24 protein-coding genes are annotated in these 17,489 nt (G+C 37.2%); 4 read left to right on the forward strand and 20 right to left on the reverse strand.

Annotation, left to right across the window (positions count from 1 at the left end; genetic code table 11):
• The 20 genes from NJT12_RS00005 to NJT12_RS00100 all read right to left on the reverse strand — a co-directional run.
• Nucleotides 1-360, reverse strand: a 360-nt coding sequence (locus tag NJT12_RS00005) for a hypothetical protein (protein WP_271333868.1), incomplete at its 3' end; no start/stop codon positions are given.
• Nucleotides 360-1,166, reverse strand: a complete 807-nt coding sequence (locus tag NJT12_RS00010) for a hypothetical protein (protein ID WP_271333869.1) — start codon at nt 1,164-1,166, stop codon at nt 360-362. The genes NJT12_RS00005 and NJT12_RS00010, both read right to left, overlap by 1 nt.
• Nucleotides 1,159-1,659 (reverse strand): hypothetical protein, encoded by a 501-nt coding sequence (locus NJT12_RS00015; RefSeq protein WP_271333870.1) that lies wholly within the window; start codon nt 1,657-1,659, stop codon nt 1,159-1,161. Before NJT12_RS00015 ends, NJT12_RS00010 begins: the two co-directional genes overlap by 8 nt.
• Complete coding sequence (locus tag NJT12_RS00020; RefSeq protein WP_271333871.1) at nt 1,634-2,506, reverse strand: nucleotidyltransferase; 873 nt, start codon at nt 2,504-2,506, stop codon at nt 1,634-1,636. Before NJT12_RS00020 ends, NJT12_RS00015 begins: the two co-directional genes overlap by 26 nt.
• The gene (locus tag NJT12_RS00025) at nt 2,506-2,790 is read right to left on the reverse strand and encodes a hypothetical protein (RefSeq protein ID WP_271333872.1); all 285 of its coding nucleotides are present in this window, start codon (nt 2,788-2,790) and stop codon (nt 2,506-2,508) included. The genes NJT12_RS00020 and NJT12_RS00025 overlap by 1 nt, the downstream gene beginning before the upstream one ends.
• Nucleotides 2,780-3,121, reverse strand: a complete 342-nt coding sequence (locus NJT12_RS00030) for a hypothetical protein (RefSeq protein WP_271333873.1) — start codon at nt 3,119-3,121, stop codon at nt 2,780-2,782. The genes NJT12_RS00025 and NJT12_RS00030 overlap by 11 nt, the downstream gene beginning before the upstream one ends.
• 1 nt (nt 3,122) lies before the next feature.
• Nucleotides 3,123-3,332 (reverse strand): hypothetical protein, encoded by a 210-nt coding sequence (locus tag NJT12_RS00035; RefSeq protein ID WP_271333874.1) that lies wholly within the window; start codon nt 3,330-3,332, stop codon nt 3,123-3,125.
• Between the two features lie 7 nt (nt 3,333-3,339).
• Entirely contained in the window at nt 3,340-3,846 is a 507-nt protein-coding gene (locus NJT12_RS00040; RefSeq protein ID WP_271333875.1) for a hypothetical protein, read from the reverse strand.
• On the reverse strand, nt 3,843-4,802 hold the full coding sequence (locus tag NJT12_RS00045) for a hypothetical protein (protein ID WP_271333876.1): 960 nt from the start codon (nt 4,800-4,802) through the stop codon (nt 3,843-3,845). The genes NJT12_RS00040 and NJT12_RS00045 overlap by 4 nt, the downstream gene beginning before the upstream one ends.
• An 11-nt stretch (nt 4,803-4,813) precedes the next feature.
• Entirely contained in the window at nt 4,814-5,476 is a 663-nt protein-coding gene (locus tag NJT12_RS00050) for a DUF6046 domain-containing protein (protein WP_271333877.1), read from the reverse strand.
• Nucleotides 5,476-7,485 (reverse strand): phage tail tape measure protein, encoded by a 2,010-nt coding sequence (locus NJT12_RS00055; RefSeq protein WP_271333878.1) that lies wholly within the window; start codon nt 7,483-7,485, stop codon nt 5,476-5,478. Before NJT12_RS00055 ends, NJT12_RS00050 begins: the two co-directional genes overlap by 1 nt.
• A gap of 160 nt (nt 7,486-7,645) precedes the next feature.
• Nucleotides 7,646-7,960 (reverse strand): hypothetical protein, encoded by a 315-nt coding sequence (locus tag NJT12_RS00060; RefSeq protein WP_271333879.1) that lies wholly within the window; start codon nt 7,958-7,960, stop codon nt 7,646-7,648.
• An 11-nt stretch (nt 7,961-7,971) separates the two neighbouring features.
• The gene (locus tag NJT12_RS00065) at nt 7,972-8,385 is read right to left on the reverse strand and encodes a hypothetical protein (RefSeq protein WP_271333880.1); all 414 of its coding nucleotides are present in this window, start codon (nt 8,383-8,385) and stop codon (nt 7,972-7,974) included.
• A gap of 3 nt (nt 8,386-8,388) precedes the next feature.
• Nucleotides 8,389-9,621, reverse strand: a complete 1,233-nt coding sequence (locus NJT12_RS00070) for a DUF2586 family protein (protein WP_271333881.1) — start codon at nt 9,619-9,621, stop codon at nt 8,389-8,391.
• A complete protein-coding gene (locus tag NJT12_RS00075; protein WP_271333882.1) occupies nt 9,622-10,200 on the reverse strand; it encodes a hypothetical protein in 579 nt (192 codons plus the stop codon).
• 1 nt (nt 10,201) lies between these two features.
• Nucleotides 10,202-10,714: a hypothetical protein gene (locus tag NJT12_RS00080; protein WP_271333883.1), complete on the reverse strand. Its 513-nt coding sequence runs from the start codon at nt 10,712-10,714 to the stop codon at nt 10,202-10,204.
• A gap of 24 nt (nt 10,715-10,738) precedes the next feature.
• Complete coding sequence (locus tag NJT12_RS00085) at nt 10,739-11,197, reverse strand: CHAP domain-containing protein (protein WP_271333884.1); 459 nt, start codon at nt 11,195-11,197, stop codon at nt 10,739-10,741.
• A complete protein-coding gene (locus tag NJT12_RS00090; protein ID WP_271333885.1) occupies nt 11,181-11,480 on the reverse strand; it encodes a hypothetical protein in 300 nt (99 codons plus the stop codon). Before NJT12_RS00090 ends, NJT12_RS00085 begins: the two co-directional genes overlap by 17 nt.
• Before the next feature lie 82 nt (nt 11,481-11,562).
• Entirely contained in the window at nt 11,563-12,486 is a 924-nt protein-coding gene (locus tag NJT12_RS00095) for a hypothetical protein (RefSeq protein WP_271333886.1), read from the reverse strand.
• A 3-nt stretch (nt 12,487-12,489) separates the two neighbouring features.
• Entirely contained in the window at nt 12,490-13,449 is a 960-nt protein-coding gene (locus NJT12_RS00100) for an HK97 family phage prohead protease (RefSeq protein ID WP_271333887.1), read from the reverse strand.
• A 183-nt stretch (nt 13,450-13,632) separates the two neighbouring features.
• Between NJT12_RS00100 and NJT12_RS00105 the strand changes: the two genes are divergently transcribed.
• The 4 genes from NJT12_RS00105 to NJT12_RS00120 are packed head-to-tail and all read left to right on the forward strand — an operon-like array spanning nt 13,633 to nt 17,283.
• Nucleotides 13,633-14,070, forward strand: a complete 438-nt coding sequence (locus NJT12_RS00105) for a DDE transposase family protein (protein ID WP_271333888.1) — start codon at nt 13,633-13,635, stop codon at nt 14,068-14,070.
• The gene (locus NJT12_RS00110; RefSeq protein WP_271333889.1) at nt 14,070-15,599 is read left to right on the forward strand and encodes a hypothetical protein; all 1,530 of its coding nucleotides are present in this window, start codon (nt 14,070-14,072) and stop codon (nt 15,597-15,599) included. The genes NJT12_RS00105 and NJT12_RS00110 overlap by 1 nt, the downstream gene beginning before the upstream one ends.
• 5 nt (nt 15,600-15,604) lie before the next feature.
• On the forward strand, nt 15,605-16,027 hold the full coding sequence (locus tag NJT12_RS00115) for a phage protein Gp36 family protein (protein ID WP_271333890.1): 423 nt from the start codon (nt 15,605-15,607) through the stop codon (nt 16,025-16,027).
• A 2-nt stretch (nt 16,028-16,029) separates the two neighbouring features.
• A complete protein-coding gene (locus NJT12_RS00120; protein ID WP_271333891.1) occupies nt 16,030-17,283 on the forward strand; it encodes a phage portal protein family protein in 1,254 nt (417 codons plus the stop codon).
• Nucleotides 17,284-17,489 lie beyond the last annotated feature (206 nt).

Genomic DNA, 17,489 nt, shown 5'->3' on the forward strand with positions numbered 1-17,489 from the left:
GCCGATGTAATAACCATTTATCCAAGATTGATCTACAAAGCCAAGTACAAGGTCATTTACTTCAAGTACATATTTTTTTGCAGGGTCAGCATTTGTGGGATGCTTATAAATCGACAATTCTCCCACTTGAATAAATTTGGCTCTTGTAATTATTTCAGGATGTGCATTCGGGTCTGCTTTATGCGCATCAAACTGGGATTTCTCAGCCTTTGCATTTAGAGTATTTGAAAGGTTCGTTATATCGCTTTGCTGTATTGAATCACCTTTCAGTCTAAAACTTGAGAACGTTTCCCAAAACTGGGCTTGCGTTGGCTTTTTGCCCGTCATAAACCAATCGTATATTTCTGTGAGTGTTGCCATTAGTCGAGTGGTATTAATACATAGTAAAATTTCAGATTCTGTTCGTTCGCTACTATTTCTCGAAGGTATATTTCGAAAGAGGTTGCCTGCTCATTGCCATAAGTCCAAAACACATCATTGTCATCATTCCAATTAGAGCTTCGACCTCTAAGAGCACCCAGAACCATGTAATTCGAAGTATTTACAGTAGGGAATGAAACAGTCATTTTTGTATCATTTACATTACCTGCGCTACCCACGTTTCCAACATTAAATACTGATTTGCGTAAAAATGGAGATGTGAACGATATTTTATTTTTGATGTAAGCGTCTGAAAGAATTTCAGTAACATTCCAATCAGCCTGTACATTTTTCTGTGCTCCTTGCTCAATTGTTTCTAACTTGGTTTCGGCAGCAACTAACCTGGTGAAAATTCCCTCGAGCAATCCTTTTAGAGATTTAGTTTCAAGAGGTTTGACAAAATCTGACCACGGAAAAGAAACTTCAGAAGTACCAAATGTTGCATAACGTATTGTATGAACTGCTTTGATAGAGCCGTTTTCAAATGGACGGTTTACGGATTCTTCAACGATGATAACTGTTGAATCTACTGAAACGACAGCTGAACGAAAATCCAAAAGTTCATTGTTAATATAAATCTTGCCATCTTTAACAGTTGTACCTTCGGTTTCGCATCCTTCAACAATTGTAAAATTACCAGCGATATTTCCAAAAGCATTAAATATTGAAAATGAAGTCTGAAGCTCCTGTAATCTTTCAGAGTTCAATGGCCAACCTCCTGTTTGTATAAAATTTGTACTATTCATCTATAAAAATGCTATAGCGTTTCCCGCCTGATTTATAAAATTTGATATGTGCGTGCAAAGCATAAATTTGACTATTGTAAATTTCCTCCGGAACAAAGACAATAAAGTCTAAACCTGTGTCTGCTGTCTCAGCTTCCGTTCTTAGAAAGATTGTTTTGTTTTCACTTTCTGTATGGGCATAAACTGTTTTTGATTCTGCCTCAGTGTAGATGTAAAATGTTTTATGAATTTGACCATCACCAATATAAATTCGCCGTTCTACAATGTCAAATTTGTCATTTAGCGAACCTTCTAACGAACAAACTTGGCCGGTGTGTTCAAGCTTGTATAAATTGTCTATCCTCCAATTGTACCATTTATAGTATAATGAGTTAAGCGGCTTAAGTAACAATTGAGCAAACGCCGATAAGGAAGGTTTTCTGAGCATCGTTGGAATGTTATCCAGGGCGAAAATGTTCCAGTCAATATTAAACCACATAAGCAATATTGTCAAATGTTACTATTTCAAAATATCCGCTTTCCGCTACTTTTGATATATTAATTGGTTGTGGATCACCGTAACCATTTATCTCAGGATTAATCCATGCACTTGCAGCGCTTAAAAGTGTTGCATCTAAAACACCTGGTACTAATTGAATTTTGTCAATTAAAGACGAAAGCTGGAGCTCACCATTAAATTTTAATTCTTTCATGAATTCCTGAAGAGCATCATTAACCGGATAATCCGCATTTAGCTTACTCATGCCACTTTCATTCAATACTAATGCGTCTCTTTTTATCTTAATATTTAAAAAGAGTTTGTCTGCTTTGTAATTGATAATGGTAAGAGCAGTTCCGGCAACTTTTATTCTTTTAAAATAAAACTCAATTGCTTCAACTTGTGCCGGGTCTGTAAATTCTTTTAATTTGCCGCTTTCTTCACCGGCTATTTTTAGAATTACCCGGCTACTGTCAGTGGCTTCATTAACTGCTGCGTACTTAATAATTTTTGAGTTTTCAATTTCTTCAATCGTTGCATTTCCATTTTCGAAATAATCTTTATCTGCCATCAAATCAAAACCATATTGAAAACGCAAAGCCATTGTTCGATACCAGGGAAGCGTACCGGCCTTTTCATTTGCTAAACGTTCATCAACTTCTTTTGCATGTTGATCAAAGAATAATTCATGAAAGTAATGTGCTAATGCTACTATTTCAAAAAGAATGTTTTCCAGACTGACCAATGAAAATTCATTCTCAAAAGAAGCTCCTAAAACAAAACCATAAGAAGTGGCATAATTTTCATTTGCCATAAATACTTTGGTCATTTCTGTTTTTATCTGTGTTTTTGTTCTTGCCATTACCTTATAATAAAAGTTTTTTCGATGATCATTGCTCCAATACCATCATCTGGTATAATTAGCTCATGATTTTCATTTGTTATTGCTGTGGAAGGGAGATTCTTTTCAGACCATAACTCAACAATAGATAAATCTGCTTTTCCTGATGGAAGTAATTCCTGATCAATAAATAAAGGATCACTCAACGACAGGCCATTTAACAATGACACAGCAAAAGCATTTTCAATACTTCCTGTTGATTGTAATACAAGGTCGAAAAAGGATTGGCCGTGTTTAGCTTTCATAATTAGCAATTATCTTAATGTTGTCAGTTCTATACAAATCGAGCTCTGTAATTTTTAAGCCGTCTTTTGCAAAATGCTCTGTAATCTTATGCCTGTATTCTAAGAGGTCAGCGCCGAGTAAAACATCTTCAAAACAAACACCTAAATCCGGCCGGTATTTAAAATCACCTTGCGATCCAATTAATATTAAAGCCTTGTTTTGCTCCAATGTGTTTCCAATTACTAAACCTGATATAATCTTACCGCCCTGATCACGTATTGGATTAATTTTTATATCTAAAAGATTCCCTTGATCAATGTTATCTACTAATTGAATTCCTATGCCTTTCATGTTATTCTAATTTTCCCTGAAATGATCCTGTCACAGGGCCATTTGGAGCTGTTAAACCTGATTGATAGGTTATCGTTGCGGTTTTTACATACTTGTCAATAACAGTTGCCAGGCGTTCAGCAAATTCATCATCTGAATTGTCTTCCCGTGTTCGCATTTCTGTAATGATCCCTTTTATATCTTGTTTTAAAACATTTTTATTTAAAGCCATTTTAAACCTATTTTAATAACTGATTAAACTTTGTTTCAAAACTTTCAATTGCTGTAATCGAATCCGGTAAAGGTGTTCCTGATGGCCCCATCGGAGTGTACACTTTTAATTGTTTCAATAAAGTTCCTAAATCAGTAAATATTTCTTTGAGACTTACAGCTTCATTCTTAATACTTAACTTACTATCAGAACTATCAATCAGCAATTCCAGACCACCTTGACAGATTTCTATTTTTTCAAACTGATCTGCTTTTATAACTGTCATGTTGGTAAGGTCACCTGTTGAAGACAACATCAAAACTGACGATCCTACTTTTGGTGTTACCAGGATAAAATCTGATTGATCATCAATAGTTGCTTTAAGCTTGACATCACTAATATCTAAACCTGAAATTAGTTTAACAGTACAGCTTTCACCTTGAATAGATTGGACAATACCGGTTACAGGTAAATTTGAATTCGCGCCAACAATTTGTTTTATTATGGCTTTAATTTGTGCTGGTGTATCCTTCATCCTAGTTTAATTCCAAATTTCACAACTCTTTTACCGCCTGCATCACTAAATGTTGTTACTGTTGATATGACATAATAGATTCCTTTTTTCTCCGGGTAATCTTCATCTGAGAAATAAGCTGAATAAGTTGGTTTAACAAAAGGAATTAGCCAGGTATCAATTGATCCGTCAAGACCGTCATAATTATTTTGTTGTAATGCGACGGCAGCAATTCTCTTCATGTCGATTTCACTCATAGAGCCCACTTTAAGGGTGATCTTATCGCCTCCGGTTGTTCCGGTTTTATAACTCCTAACCTTACCTTTTAGATCAATACTTTCGATAGTTACTTCAACCTTTTTATCAATGGCTCTTTTATATTCCAAAGAAGATTTTTCAATATTTTTTTGCATCGAATAAACAACTTCACCGCCTTTTTCTAAATAAGGTGCATGAATATGCAAAACCTTTTTTTCAGCATCAAAATAGATATTTGCTTTTGTCTCTTCCTGAAGCTTTTTAAGAACATCGTAACCAGTTGCCTGGTGAATGGTAAATTTTTCATAACCTATATCGAAATCACAGGAAAGTTTGAATGATTTATCAATTTGATCGATTAGTGATTGTGCAATTTTTTTCATCGATGTAGGTTTCATTTCGGCATCCTTGACACCAACTCTGAATAAAAACAAAGAATCTTCACACAGTATTTTTAAACTACTATCATTTGTAGTGATATCCTTAACATATCCGCTAAACTCTTTTCTTAGATCATTGTCGTAACCTAATTCTATAATTATTTCAGAACCTCTGCTAATCGTATTTTCAAAATCTAATACTTTATTTAAAACCGCTTCGGGTAAGGTTATAACTGCGGTGTCTACTAAGTTTTCTACCGATTCAGTTATTTCAATTTCTGAAATCAACATCAATTTGTATGATCTCCCTTTACTTTTAAAGGTGATATTCCAGTCCATGTTTAGCATAACTACTTTTCATCTAATTTTAAGACCAATAAATAATCAAAATCACTTACTGCTTTTATTTCATAAGCCTGAACGTTTTCGCCTTTTGTGAATGGAAAACTAAAATCTTCTATGACAATTTTATTAATTCCTAAAAGTCGTAAGGGTTCACAAAAGACATATATCGCCTGAGGTTTTAGCAAAAAGTCTCTTAACTTTTCAAAATCACGCCAGGGAAAACAATCCCTAATACTTCCAAGTTCGTAATCTCCAATTAGAACACCAGTAATTGTAATGTCGTAATCGTCCTGCGCCCAACGCTCTTTTATTTTACCTGGTAATTTGTTTCCTTTTGAAACACTTCTTTTAACAACTTGATTTTTTCCATTTATTGAAATCATTGTTTCATAAGGTAAGAGGTACTTTTGACCATTCTCAGTTAAAGAAAAAGATAAAGGAAAAAATTGCTGTTCTTCTTTAGGAGCCGAATCACTATGCCACCATAATTGTTCAACTATAACCGATGACTTTGCTTTCTTTATTTTATCAATATTTCTTAATGGTAAAAAAGGAATTGGCGGTAAAACGTGTTTCGCTAATTCATTTTGTATTACACTAAATCTAGGAATTGATTCAGCTACTTTTGTTCCAACTAAAGAAGCAAATAATATATCTCTGTTATCCATTATCCTGCTGATGTATTTGCCGATGCTAAGACTCTTAATAATGCATCCTGGCTTTGTTCCTTCATTTGATTTGCACTGTCTTTAAAGTCCTTTCCTGAAATATTTAAAATACCGATCAAGTCTTTTAAGTTAATTGTAATTTGAGTGTTTTTAGTTCCTCCAGTTGCAATAGCTTCATTAGTTTTAGTGCCTGTACCGTTTCCATCCGATGCGGGTTTACCGTCTTTGCCTACAGCTACTCCGGGTAATGTGGGCTGTTTGATTCCACCTTGCTCTTCAACTTTCTTTTTTGCTTCGTCCGGAGTAACCAAATCCATCGATGCTCTGAGGCTTTTAATCTTTTCGGCACCGCCTCCAGCTAAACCGCCTAATCCTGGTATGTTCGATAAAAGTTCTAAAATCTGTTGTAATGGATAGAGAACAATATCTAACAAGACCTGACCAATTCGTTTTATTCCGCCCAGGATACCTTCGCCTTTAAAAGCTGCGGTAATGCTATCCCAGTGTTTCTTAAGTGTCATGATAGCATTAATAAGATAACCTAGCGGTCCCAGAACCACGAGCATAGCAGCGCCAAATTCATTCCATTTGACAATAGCATAGCTGATGTAAGTTAACAGAGCCATGACTATCAATATTATTGCACCAACTGGATTGGCATCCATTGCAGCATTTAACTGCCATTGTGCTGCTGTCCATAATGAAGTTGCACCCGCTGCGATCGCATTCCATACAGAAGAAACTTTTGCAAAGAATGCAGCTCTTTTTTGAGCATTAGCCAAAGTTGAAAATACAGTTGCCATGCCACTTAAAAGTGGTGATAAAGCAGCAACATCTTGTGCTACTTTACCTAAGACATCAGCATAGCCTATTAATCCATCAGTAGCATTAAATAATGAAATTTTAAAATCATCAATCTGCGCCTGAATCCTTTTGTTTTTCTCTAAAGGACTTTCCATCACAATCGCAGCCTGTTCGTATGCAGTATTTGTACCAGTGATAGCAGTTGTTAAGCGTTCAATCTCAGGAATACCACTAATCAAAGCACGGGCAGCATTTTGATTTTCCATCCCAAATAACTTAGTCATCAAGGCACTATCTTTCATCACTGGCTCTAAAGCAGCAAGACGTTGAGCAAGTGGTAATGATCTGTTACCCATCGCCACCATATCTACACCGGCAGCTCGTAACGCTTTTTGCGTGTCTTTTGGTAGAAAGCGCCCTTGTGACATAATAGCCATCGCATTACGAAGAGCGACACCACCCTCACTACCTTTTTTACCTGCCTTATCAAGCACTTGCAAGGCAGCGTTAGTTTCTTCAAAACTGACATTAGCGCCTTTAGCGGCCATTCCTGCCTGTTCAAGTGCTTGTTTGATTTGTGGTAATTCTGCGGAACCTTCTCCGGCAGCAGCGGCCATAACATTCATCATTCTTGCCATTTCCTCGCTTGCTGCAATTGGATCATCAAGTGAAACTTGATATTGATTCATTGCTGTAGTCAACAGTTCTGTCGATGCAACCTGATCACCACGCATCAATTTACTTGTCACAGCAACTGATTTTCCCATGGCATCTAATGCAGCAGGAACCTTGGCTATTTCAGGAGTTAATTGACCTAAAATTAATTTGTACGATTCAGCTCCATCGGCCGCAGAACCTCCAAAGGTTTTAGCAGATTTTCGTGCGTATGTTTCAATCTCTTTTAGCTTATCACCTGCAACACCTGTCATTGCAGAGAGGTCGTACATTGAAGTGCTTAAATCCATTCCTGGCTTATTTACACTTGATATAGCACCGGCAACACGATCGACCTGATCAATTATAGAACTTAGTTTTATTGTTTTCAGATTATTCTGGATATCGTTAAAAGCTTTCTTAAAAGTTTTATCCATATCACCGGCACTATGCTCAATTTTTTCGACTGTAGCGTTAAGTTTATCCATGCCGGCTGTAATTGCCTGTGCATTGGATGTGATCTTAAACATAAATTCAAAAAGATTGCTCATTACTGTTTTTCGGTTGCTTCTGATTTTCTAACCCACTCTAGTTCTTTTACCCGCATTGCCCATTCTTCATCGCTGAGGCTGTCCGGGTCAATTTTGAAGTAGTAGCGCAACTGTGCGCTGCTAATTCTTATGAAATCATTTTCATCAACTTGGACAGCCTCTAAAGCTTTTCCAATGTTGCAGTCTTGAACTTTACTAATTCAGCAAGTTGCGCTGCCACAGATATAAAATAATTATCATCGGTTTGTATTTCGATATCCCCACCTAACCAACAACCTTTCAAGATCAGCTCGTTAAATTTCATGGGGTCTTTTCCAGACGCCGAAGCGAAAGACAGCGTTTTTCGATCGGCCAGTTTTACAATACAAGCTTTATCCTCAACAGTTAGTTTGTAAATTTCTTTGTATTGTTCTTTCCAGGAAGCAATTTGTTCTGGTGTTATTTCTGAAAATGTCTCTATAGTTGTTTTTTGCATGACTATTTTATTTAGATATTTTTACGGATTCTTAGACAGATAAAAGGCACAGTAACTTCGGCAAACTTATCGCCTTGTTTTATCTCTGTTGCAGCCTCTGTAAAACGAATACCATCGAGAGCGTCAGTTTTCATAAAATTGCCTTCCAATGGGTTACCAAAGGACACAATCGCATCAACAGAAGTGCTTAGAATTGACCCACCCGCCGCGATTTCCATCGCGTTGTAGTCTGACATTAACATTGTTAATTCGCCCTCAGAACTAATGTTACCGCTTTGTATAGATTGCGGATATTTGCCTTTGCCGTAAATTGCTTCACGTTCGATTTTCTCAGAGTATTTCACTCCACGAATACCAGTAATATCACGGCCGCCAACTATCACAGTTATGTCAGACCATTCATATTCTCTACTATTAAAAGCCATCTTTTAATTATTTGAAGTTATTGGTACAAATCCAAGCGGTACCTCGATAAATCGGGCGTATGCTTTTGAACGTACCTGTAATTGTTTGATTTTAATTATAGAAGTTGAAGTAACATTTTGTGTCAAATCAACTTTACAGATCACTCCTTTATCTTTCGTATCACTTGGATCATAGGACAATTCTCCTTCGACTGTCATTTCGCTAAATATTTTAGCAATAACAGCCTGTTCGATAACCGTCGCAGATAAAGCTTGTATTGTTCCGTTTGGATTAACATCGATGTCATCAAGGGTAAACTCGACAAGTACATCATAAGCCAATCGAAACGCTTTATCAATCACTCTTCTTTGTGGGATGTAGTGATAATCATCATCAGGTTCACAAGCTAAAGGGCCATCTGAAAAATAATAGCCGGATTTTCTTTTGTGATTTCTAAGCGTTACAAAACCTTTATCGTGTATTGAACCTACATCATAAAGTTCAACAGGTACATCGACAATAAAAGCCGTAGTACTTTTAATAGCACCATCACGAACGCGACCAGGATTAACCTGTACCGCTTTCGCAGCTAAACGACCGGCCAAAATTCCGATTGCGGCTCCTTTTGATGGAACTGTACCAGTTCTCTTTTGTGAATCACCAATCATTACACCAACTCGATTATATGTTTTCGTGGTTAGATCAATCAAGGTTGACTTATCGCCAGAAAAGGCATAACCTTCTAAGTAGACAAAAAATGGTGCATACTCAGTTTTTGTATAACTTTCAGCTAACAGCTGAGCTTTTGGTAATGCTAGCAAAACATCGCTATCGATAGCCGTTTCAATAGTTGGCGTATAGTCAACAGAAGGATCGAAACTCACAAATAAACCAGAGATTGCACCGTTAGCGGCATCTAATAATTTTTCTGCAGGTGTCTTTTGAGTTGTTACATCAGGAGTAAAAAAATCACTAACTTTTTTACTGTTCGCAAATCCCATAATCCATAATGCAGTACCGCTTCCAACCTCGTTATAAAACTCCTGAAGGAATTTATACAATCGGTAATTCCCAACACTTGGTAATATGCCCAAAGCTGCAACGTCAAGCATACTTTTTACTTCATAATCTTTCTCAAGCAAAAAAGTAGTACCTACAGCAACAGCGCTGGCCAATACTCCAAATGTGCCATCAGGACGGTTTAGAACCGTTCCGAGTTGGCCGTTTTGAAATTCAATTTCTACTCCTGGTAACATCTATTTTTCGGTATTAGTTTTGTAGTTATTTTTAGCATCGGTGGCCTCTTTTGCTTCCAATGCTTCAGCATCAGATTTTGCTTTAGCATCCGCAGCTTGTTTTGCTTCCAGTGCTTCAGCATCAGATTTTGCTTTAGCATCCGCAGCTTGTTTTACTTTCAGTGCTTCAGTATCAGCTTTTGCTTTAGCATCCGCAGCTTGTTTTACTTTCAGTGCTTCAGTATCAGCTTTTGCTTTAGCATCCGCAGCTTGTTTTGCTTCCAGTGCTTCAGTATCAGATTTTGCCTTAGCATCCGCAGCTTGTTTTGCTTCCAGTGCTTCAGCATCAGATTTTGCTTTAGCATCCGCAGCTTGTTTTACTTCTAGTGCTTCAGTATCAGCTTTTGCTTTAGCATCCGCAGCTTGTTTTACTTCTAGTACTTCAGCATCAACATCAATCTCGTTGATATCAACTTCGATTATTTCTTCTCCTGGAGAAACAACTTTTTTATCTGTCAATGTTTTTGCATGACTACGGGCTGTATCTTCTTTATAGAATTGTTGCCCATCTGATGTAGTGTAATGTTCAGCTATTTTCATCTTAAATTGATTTTTTGAATTTGTAAATAAGGTAGATCAGTCCCAGAGCAATCAGAAAAATAAATAACCTGCCACACCATACTTCTGTTTGTTGCCAGTACGTTAGAGGTTTTTCGTAGGGAACCGGTATTGTTTTTGTTCCCTGCTTGTTTTCTAATATGTAAGTTTCTTTCCAGGAGGCGAAGAGCCGTTGCGCTTCTGACTTGCAATCAACGCTAAGTTTATTGTCCTGAATATTTACATCTGGTGGTTTTAGGTTTTTCCCTGGTGTTAAAATGGGATCTCCTTTTATCTTAACTTTTCCGTCAACACATTCTAACCATGCGCTATAATAGCTGCTATCTTTTTCGGTTAAAAAAACGGTGTCTTTTACAGTTACTTCGGTTGTAATTGTGTTTACTTCGGTTGTTGTTGATAAAGGAACGCTGTTACTTTTGCAAGAAACAAGCGTTCCGATAAACAAAAACAAAAAACAGAAGTAAAATGAGCAGAGTGTATTCTTAATGTTTTTCATATTTAAATGCTTTTTAAATAGGCTTTAAAATCTTATAAAACCTTTCATTTGTGATATTTTACGATCATATCTTCGTGCGACTTCATAACCCTCACGACTTCCATCAGCGTTCGTGTTACCTTCAATTGTTTGCAGTTTGCCATTTGGCAGAATCTTTTCTACAAAGCCAGTGTGTCCATTGCCTTTACCAAAATCCATAATAAAGAAGTCACCCGGCTGTGGTATGGTAACTCTCAGTTTTTCCATTTTATTAAACATTGCTAAAACACCGGCAGTTTTCGCCAATGGATTTATAATGTCTAACTGTAATGATGCTTCTTTAACAGACCAATAAACGAAAGCCATGCACCACGCGTAACCTTTTCCTAATCCCACTGATTTTAGATATTTTTCAACCGCTGGCCCAGCATTGCTGTTTTTGGGTATTTCTTGTACGCCGATTTGGCTTTGGGCTATTTCAAGTGCTTTACTTCGTAGTGTCATGGGGTTTTCCGTTTAATTGTTTGAACTTTTGCAACTCATCTACTAACTGCTGATTCACAAGCATTAACTCTCTATGCTGAATTTCCATCGATTTGATAGTATCGTAAGCTGCGGTCAATCTCGTTGCCATATCATCGAGTAAGTCTCGGTAATATTTTACAGCCGTTACGGCGTTATCAAGTTCAGCTGCTCGATCTTCTGCGAGCGATTTTCGTTTTGAAAAGAACCAGGTAATTAATGCTGTGAAAAAAACAGTTAGAGTTGGGTATACAAATTGTTCCATTTAATCGTTTTAAAAAAAAGGCTCTAATAGTTGGCTTTAAAAACCATTAGAGCCTTTTGTATATTTATATCTCGTTTATGTCTTAAAGGATCGCTCCAATTTTCTCAGCTCTGAAAGGAGTTGCTAAGAAATAGTGACGATAAGCCAAATCATTTGTCTGACCAGATGGATTTGTTGCAGCTGGAGTAAAATATTGTTTTGTATTACCCGTCTTTTTTGCAACTCCTGTTAGTCCAAAAACTATTGACGCAACCTTGTCAGTTGCAGCAGGTACAGAGCCGTAAGCTTTCTTAACACCCGCCTCAGTATAGTACGGCATGTTTTCGTAGGTATATAAATGAAACCCTGCGATCTTCGGTGCCGGCATTCCCTCTGAATAATTAATCAGTTTATCACCAAAGTTTTTACGGTCTAGTAACAAATCATTCCAATGATCTTCACACAAAACCAAACGTCTATCCTTAAGCGGGAATTTACCGGCTTTACATGCTGCTTTGAATCTTACCAAATCATCATAAGTAAGTCGTAAACGAGTGCCATCCTTTAAAGGAGCATCAGTTCCATTCACGCCTGTAGCAAAAATTACTGGTGTTTTAGTAGCATTTGATTGTGGAGCAAGTGAGTGAATCGCTTTACTATATTTCTCAACCAGAATAGCTCTTACCGCACTTTTGGTAACAGTGTCTATTTTATCATAAGACGCTCCCAATATCTGATCATCAGAAACCGTTACCACTTTGGTTTGATATTTATCAAGAGTAAACTGTAAATGACCATCTGCATATTCCTGAACAGGAATTGGATAAGTGTTATTGTTGACTAATACTTCAACTTCGAAGTCTGTTGCAGCAATGTGAATAATATTTTGTTCAGTTGCTGTGCTTTCACCCAACTGACTAACATCAGCATCAAGTTCGGCAACTCCATCTAACCATGGAGCCTGATCCGCTTCATCTAGGTTTTCGATCACGCGATCTAACCAAATTTCTGGGAAATTTAATGGCATATTTTATTTTTTTGTGTTAAACAATTTTGCATACTCATCTGGTTGGGTAGTTTTAAAAGCCAACTGAGCATCCAGACTTAATTTTTGAAACTCTTCTTTAGTTGTGGCACCGCCACCAACAGCTACCACTGTTTTATCTGCTAAAGTGGTTTTTGCCGGGATTGAATCCAGTGTCGTTTTAAGAATTGAAAGGCTCACGTTTCCAAGCGCTTCGAACTCTGCTCTTTTTGGAGCTGCAAACTTTCCCGCTGCCTGTCCTGCGTCTAGCGTTGCTTTTAAATCAGCAGCTACGGCATTGTCTTTTTCAGTTTGCATGGCTAGTAATTTACCTTTGCTTTCTGCGTTTTCTAATGATAATTTCAATACAGCTGCCTCAACAGCTTCAACATCCACGTCGGGATTTGTTTTATCAAAACTTAAAGCTGTTAGTACAGCCAGTGATAATGTGATTTTTTTCATATCGTTTTTAGGGTTTAATTCTAAAGTTTGGTTTTCGCCTGTAACAGGCTGTAGGGATAAACACAATTCTTTAACCTCTTCATCTTTTAAAAGTTCACCAGATTGGCTATAAAGACGTATTGAATTAGCATTTGAAGGAACAGCGACAATTGAACACTCATAAAGCTCACACTTAGTCATGATTACTTTATCACCAACAATTTGTAAATCTTCGCGATTAAACGTAATTCCCATTGAGCATGAATTGATAAACCCACGATCAACTTTACCGGAAACAAATACAGCATCTTCATCATCTAAATCGAAAACAGGTTCGGCAAGTAGTAAGTCTTTATCAACTTTCACATTTTCCCACTTACCCAAAACATTGCTGGTCGAGTTCCAATGTTGATTTAACATCATAGGATTTTTTTTGAATCGCTTCAAACTGATACCGGCAGTTACGATACTAAATCCATAACTATTGTCCTGAGTTTGATCGTTAAAAACAAATGGTTTTGGCATAGGCTAAATTTTGTGATTATTACATTTTCTGATGGCAAAGATTAGCAGTAAAAAAGCCTTAAAAAAAAATCGTGACACTCGCTGAACTCTTATGTAAACTGACTTTATACACTTGTAAACTAGCTGAACATCTTTTTTTTTGACCGCCTTTATTAAGTCAATTTTGCTTATAAAATCGATACTATGGCACTCAGAAAGGCGCAGGAAAAGGAGTATGCAAAATCCTTATATATAGGTGGAGGATTAACTCAAAAGGAAATAGCTGAAAGAGTTTCTGTCACCGAAAAGACATTAGCAAAGTGGATAAAGGAAGGTAAATGGGAAAATCTTAAAAAATCATTATTAACCACAAAGCAAAATCAGTTGTCATTTTTATATGATCAGCTCGACTTTCTGAATACTGACATTTCGAAAAGAGATTTTAAAGTCGCTGTAGGTAAAGAAGCCGACACGATTATAAAAATCACCGCTGCAATTAATCGACTTGAAACTGAAACCTCAATTGGCGATACTGTAGAAGTTGCGAGAAACTTCATTGAGTTTGTGCGCCAACAGGATTTAGAGCTCGCTAAAATAATCACCAACCTTTTTGATGTCTTCATCACTGCAAAAATGAAATAATGGCCAGCGCAGAAGATAAAAAGTACTATGAATTATGGCAGCAGTTTCGGGAAAACACCCGAAAGGCAACACCTATTGATTTAACGGAAAGTCTTGTAGACAAACAAAACCGTATTGCCAAACTGGAGAAAAATCCGGAACAATGGTTCAAATACTATTTTCCAAATTTTTACACATCAGAACCGGCACCATTCCATATTGCGGCTACTAAGAGGATTTTAAAAAATCCCGAATGGTATGAGGTTCGTTCCTGGTCTCGTGAGCTTTCAAAGACTGGGCGTACAATGATGGAAGTTCTTTATCTGGCAATGACCGGTAAAAAGAAAAACATTCTGTTAGTTTCCAGTACTTACGATAATGCTGAACGTTTATTACTGCCATATAAATCCATCTTAGAAGCCAATAACAGAATTATAAATGATTATGGCGAACAGGAAAGTTTAGGAAGCTGGGAAGCAGGCGAATTTGTAACTAAAAAAGGTGTTTCGTTCCGTGCCCTGGGCGCAGGACAGTCACCCCGTGGAACTCGTAAAGACGAGGTACGTCCTGACTGCATTTTGATTGATGATATTGATACAGACGAAGAATGTCGTAATGCAGCTAGAATAAAAGCAAAAGTAAAATGGTTGGAAGAGGCCTTATATGGTACACGTTCAATCTCTAATCCTTTATTGTGGATTGCCTGCGGTAATATTATTGCAAAATATTGCTGTATTACTGAAATGGCAAAGGTTTCAGACTTTCACGAGATCATAAACATTCGTGACAAAAATGGAGTTTCTACATGGCCACAAAAGAACACCGAAGCATTAATCGATCGTGCGCTTTCTAAAATATCCTGGACAGCTCAGCAAAAAGAATATTACAACAATCCTGTTGCTGATGGTGATGTATTTAAAGAGATTATTTACGGTAAATGTCCGCCTTTGAGTTCTTGTGATTCTGTCCTGGCTTATGCTGACCCGTCAACATCTAATAAAGACAAAGGAGCGAGTAAACAAGCCTCCTATAAATCTGTCGGTATTATTGGTAAAAAAGGCGCTAAGCGTTACTTATACAAAGTTTGGCTTAAGCAAACTAATAATGCAACTTTCGTTAGTTGGCTTTTTGAAGCTTACGATTACCTGGTGCAAAACAAGGTAGATATCAAACGAATTTACATTGAAAACAATTCACTACAAGACCCGCATTACGAGCAAGTGATCACTCCTGAAATCAAAAAGAGAAATAAGGAAATGGATGTGTATTTACCAATAACAGAAGACACCCGTAAAAAACCGGACAAGTTTTTTAGGATCGAGGGTACGCTGGAACCAATTCACTCAAAAGGAAACCTGATTTTCAATATTGATGAAAAAACAAACCCGGACATGGTTGTTATGGAGGGTCAAATGTTAGGTGTCGAAGAGAATGCAAAAACAATGGACGGCCCCGATATGTTAGAAGGTGGTTGTTGGCTTTTAGAAAATAAAACAGTTCCTATGGAAGGCGGTTACTCTTATGGTTCTGTTAGTAATAGAAAATATTAAAAATTATGTTTTTAGAAAAAGACGATTTAGGAAGTGCCATATACGGCTATCAGGTAGACCAGATTACCGAAGGAAATGACGATTTAGTATTGCAGGCAATTGGCGCAGCAATTCAGGAAGTTGGGGGCTATTTGTCCGGTGCATCATCTTATGACGTTCCTGCCATTTTTGCAACTACCGGAACCGCTAGAAACGCTTTGATTCTAACACACACCGTCACCGTTGCAAAATGGTATTTGGTAGAGTTGTGCAATGCTGATATCATATATGAGCAAGCAAAAGAAAGATATGACAGGGCTGTGTCCTGGTTAATTAAATTATCAAAAGGAACTGTCATTTTAGACCTTCCCACAATTCCAATTAATGAACAGGAAGATGAATTGGACACATTCGGTTGGGGGTCAAGAACAAAATTTAATCACGAGTAAAAATGGCAAGTAGAAAAGTTAGATCACTAGCACGTAAAAATATAGAATTGGCCGCAAAAACAACAACTGTAAAATCAGGTTCTCCCGGCTTAGTTAATCAAATTATACCGGTTGCTATGTCTCGCGTTCGTCAGGACGTGTTGACATGGAATACAGCATTAACAATGGCGCGTAAGCCTGAAAAGCCAAAGCGTTTTCTCTTGATGAATTTATACGATGAAATTTTCATCGATGGCTTATTGCGCTCTCAGGTCGGAAACCGTTTTTTAAAATCATTAGCATGCAACTTTCAAATAACTGATAAAGCAGGAAAAGTTAACGAAGAGGTAACCAATTTTTTGCAGGATAAAATTTGGGTTAATGAGATTAACAAAGCAATTTTAGGAACGGTTACACATGGTCATTCTGTTATAGAGTTGGATTGGATTAAAAAACTAAATAATCAAGAGGTTACAGAACCGCAATTGGGAGCCAAACTTTTAAAAAGGCAAAACATCGATCCAAAAGAAGGAATTTTCTATCCTGATTACAGGGATGACAAAGGAACTGCATATCGTGAAATGCGGGAGTTTGGAACCTGGCTTTTAGAGTTTGGAGATACTGAGGATTTAGGTTTGATGAACTGTGCTGTACCGCACGTTTTATTCAAGCGTTTTGCACAATCATGTTGGTCTGAGCTTTGCGAGATTGCCGGCATTCCGCCACGTGTTATGAAAACTGACACGCAAAATATTGCTATGCTTCGAAGAGCTGAGCGAATGATGAAAGAAATGGGTGCCGCTGCTTGGTTTATTATTGACGAAAACGAAAAGTTCGAATGGGCAGAAGCCACGAAAACGGATGGCGCTGTTTATGATAATTTAATGAAATTTTGTAACAACGAACTTTCAATGCTTTTCAATGGCGCTGTAATGGGTCAGGACACCAAAAACGGGAGCCGATCTAAAGAAACTTCAATGCAGGAAACATTACAAACGTTAGTTGATAGTGATCTCTCACTTATTGAGCAATATTGGAATGCGGTTGTTATTCCTGCGTTGATCAACATCGGTATCATATCAGGTGAATGTGTTTTCTCATATCCTGAAACCGAAGATATAGCCCAATTGTGGTCAATGACTAAAGAAGCTATGCAGTACTATGAACTGGATATCGAATGGATGAACTCGACTTTTGGTTTGAAAATATTAAAACCTAAAGAGGTGGCGGTGGCTCCAGGTGCAAATCTTTCATTTGGTGAAAGTTTTTTCGTTTAAGCCCCAAAGCTTATCAAGGGTATTTTGGGGCGTTACATAACCGGTTAAATTTTCTTTATGATTGCAATTGTGAAGACTGTAAGACTGAAAAACAGACCGTAACTCTCGCACAGAAAGATCAGTTTAAAGGTATTTTAAACACCGTTGAAAAGGCATTTAAAAAGTTACATGAAAAAGGATCTTATAGTGTAAAGGATTTATCAAAA

The organism is Flavobacterium azizsancarii, from assembly GCF_027980145.1.
GTDB classification, from domain to species: domain Bacteria; phylum Bacteroidota; class Bacteroidia; order Flavobacteriales; family Flavobacteriaceae; genus Flavobacterium; species Flavobacterium azizsancarii.

Coding starts and splice junctions, on each gene's coding strand:
- NJT12_RS00010 (WP_271333869.1), bottom strand. CDS start 1,166: ATGAATAGTACAAATTTTATACAAACAGGAGGTTGGCCATTGAACTCT.
- NJT12_RS00020 (WP_271333871.1), bottom strand. CDS start 2,506: ATGGCAAGAACAAAAACACAGATAAAAACAGAAATGACCAAAGTATTT.
- NJT12_RS00025 (WP_271333872.1), bottom strand. CDS start 2,790: ATGAAAGCTAAACACGGCCAATCCTTTTTCGACCTTGTATTACAATCA.
- NJT12_RS00030 (WP_271333873.1), bottom strand. CDS start 3,121: ATGAAAGGCATAGGAATTCAATTAGTAGATAACATTGATCAAGGGAAT.
- NJT12_RS00035 (WP_271333874.1), bottom strand. CDS start 3,332: ATGGCTTTAAATAAAAATGTTTTAAAACAAGATATAAAAGGGATCATT.
- NJT12_RS00040 (WP_271333875.1), bottom strand. CDS start 3,846: ATGAAGGATACACCAGCACAAATTAAAGCCATAATAAAACAAATTGTT.
- NJT12_RS00045 (WP_271333876.1), bottom strand. CDS start 4,802: ATGGACTGGAATATCACCTTTAAAAGTAAAGGGAGATCATACAAATTG.
- NJT12_RS00050 (WP_271333877.1), bottom strand. CDS start 5,476: ATGGATAACAGAGATATATTATTTGCTTCTTTAGTTGGAACAAAAGTA.
- NJT12_RS00055 (WP_271333878.1), bottom strand. CDS start 7,485: ATGAGCAATCTTTTTGAATTTATGTTTAAGATCACATCCAATGCACAG.
- NJT12_RS00060 (WP_271333879.1), bottom strand. CDS start 7,960: ATGCAAAAAACAACTATAGAGACATTTTCAGAAATAACACCAGAACAA.
- NJT12_RS00065 (WP_271333880.1), bottom strand. CDS start 8,385: ATGGCTTTTAATAGTAGAGAATATGAATGGTCTGACATAACTGTGATA.
- NJT12_RS00070 (WP_271333881.1), bottom strand. CDS start 9,621: ATGTTACCAGGAGTAGAAATTGAATTTCAAAACGGCCAACTCGGAACG.
- NJT12_RS00075 (WP_271333882.1), bottom strand. CDS start 10,200: ATGAAAATAGCTGAACATTACACTACATCAGATGGGCAACAATTCTAT.
- NJT12_RS00080 (WP_271333883.1), bottom strand. CDS start 10,714: ATGAAAAACATTAAGAATACACTCTGCTCATTTTACTTCTGTTTTTTG.
- NJT12_RS00085 (WP_271333884.1), bottom strand. CDS start 11,197: ATGACACTACGAAGTAAAGCACTTGAAATAGCCCAAAGCCAAATCGGC.
- NJT12_RS00090 (WP_271333885.1), bottom strand. CDS start 11,480: ATGGAACAATTTGTATACCCAACTCTAACTGTTTTTTTCACAGCATTA.
- NJT12_RS00095 (WP_271333886.1), bottom strand. CDS start 12,486: ATGCCATTAAATTTCCCAGAAATTTGGTTAGATCGCGTGATCGAAAAC.
- NJT12_RS00100 (WP_271333887.1), bottom strand. CDS start 13,449: ATGCCAAAACCATTTGTTTTTAACGATCAAACTCAGGACAATAGTTAT.
- NJT12_RS00105 (WP_271333888.1), top strand. CDS start 13,633: ATGGCACTCAGAAAGGCGCAGGAAAAGGAGTATGCAAAATCCTTATAT.
- NJT12_RS00110 (WP_271333889.1), top strand. CDS start 14,070: ATGGCCAGCGCAGAAGATAAAAAGTACTATGAATTATGGCAGCAGTTT.
- NJT12_RS00115 (WP_271333890.1), top strand. CDS start 15,605: ATGTTTTTAGAAAAAGACGATTTAGGAAGTGCCATATACGGCTATCAG.
- NJT12_RS00120 (WP_271333891.1), top strand. CDS start 16,030: ATGGCAAGTAGAAAAGTTAGATCACTAGCACGTAAAAATATAGAATTG.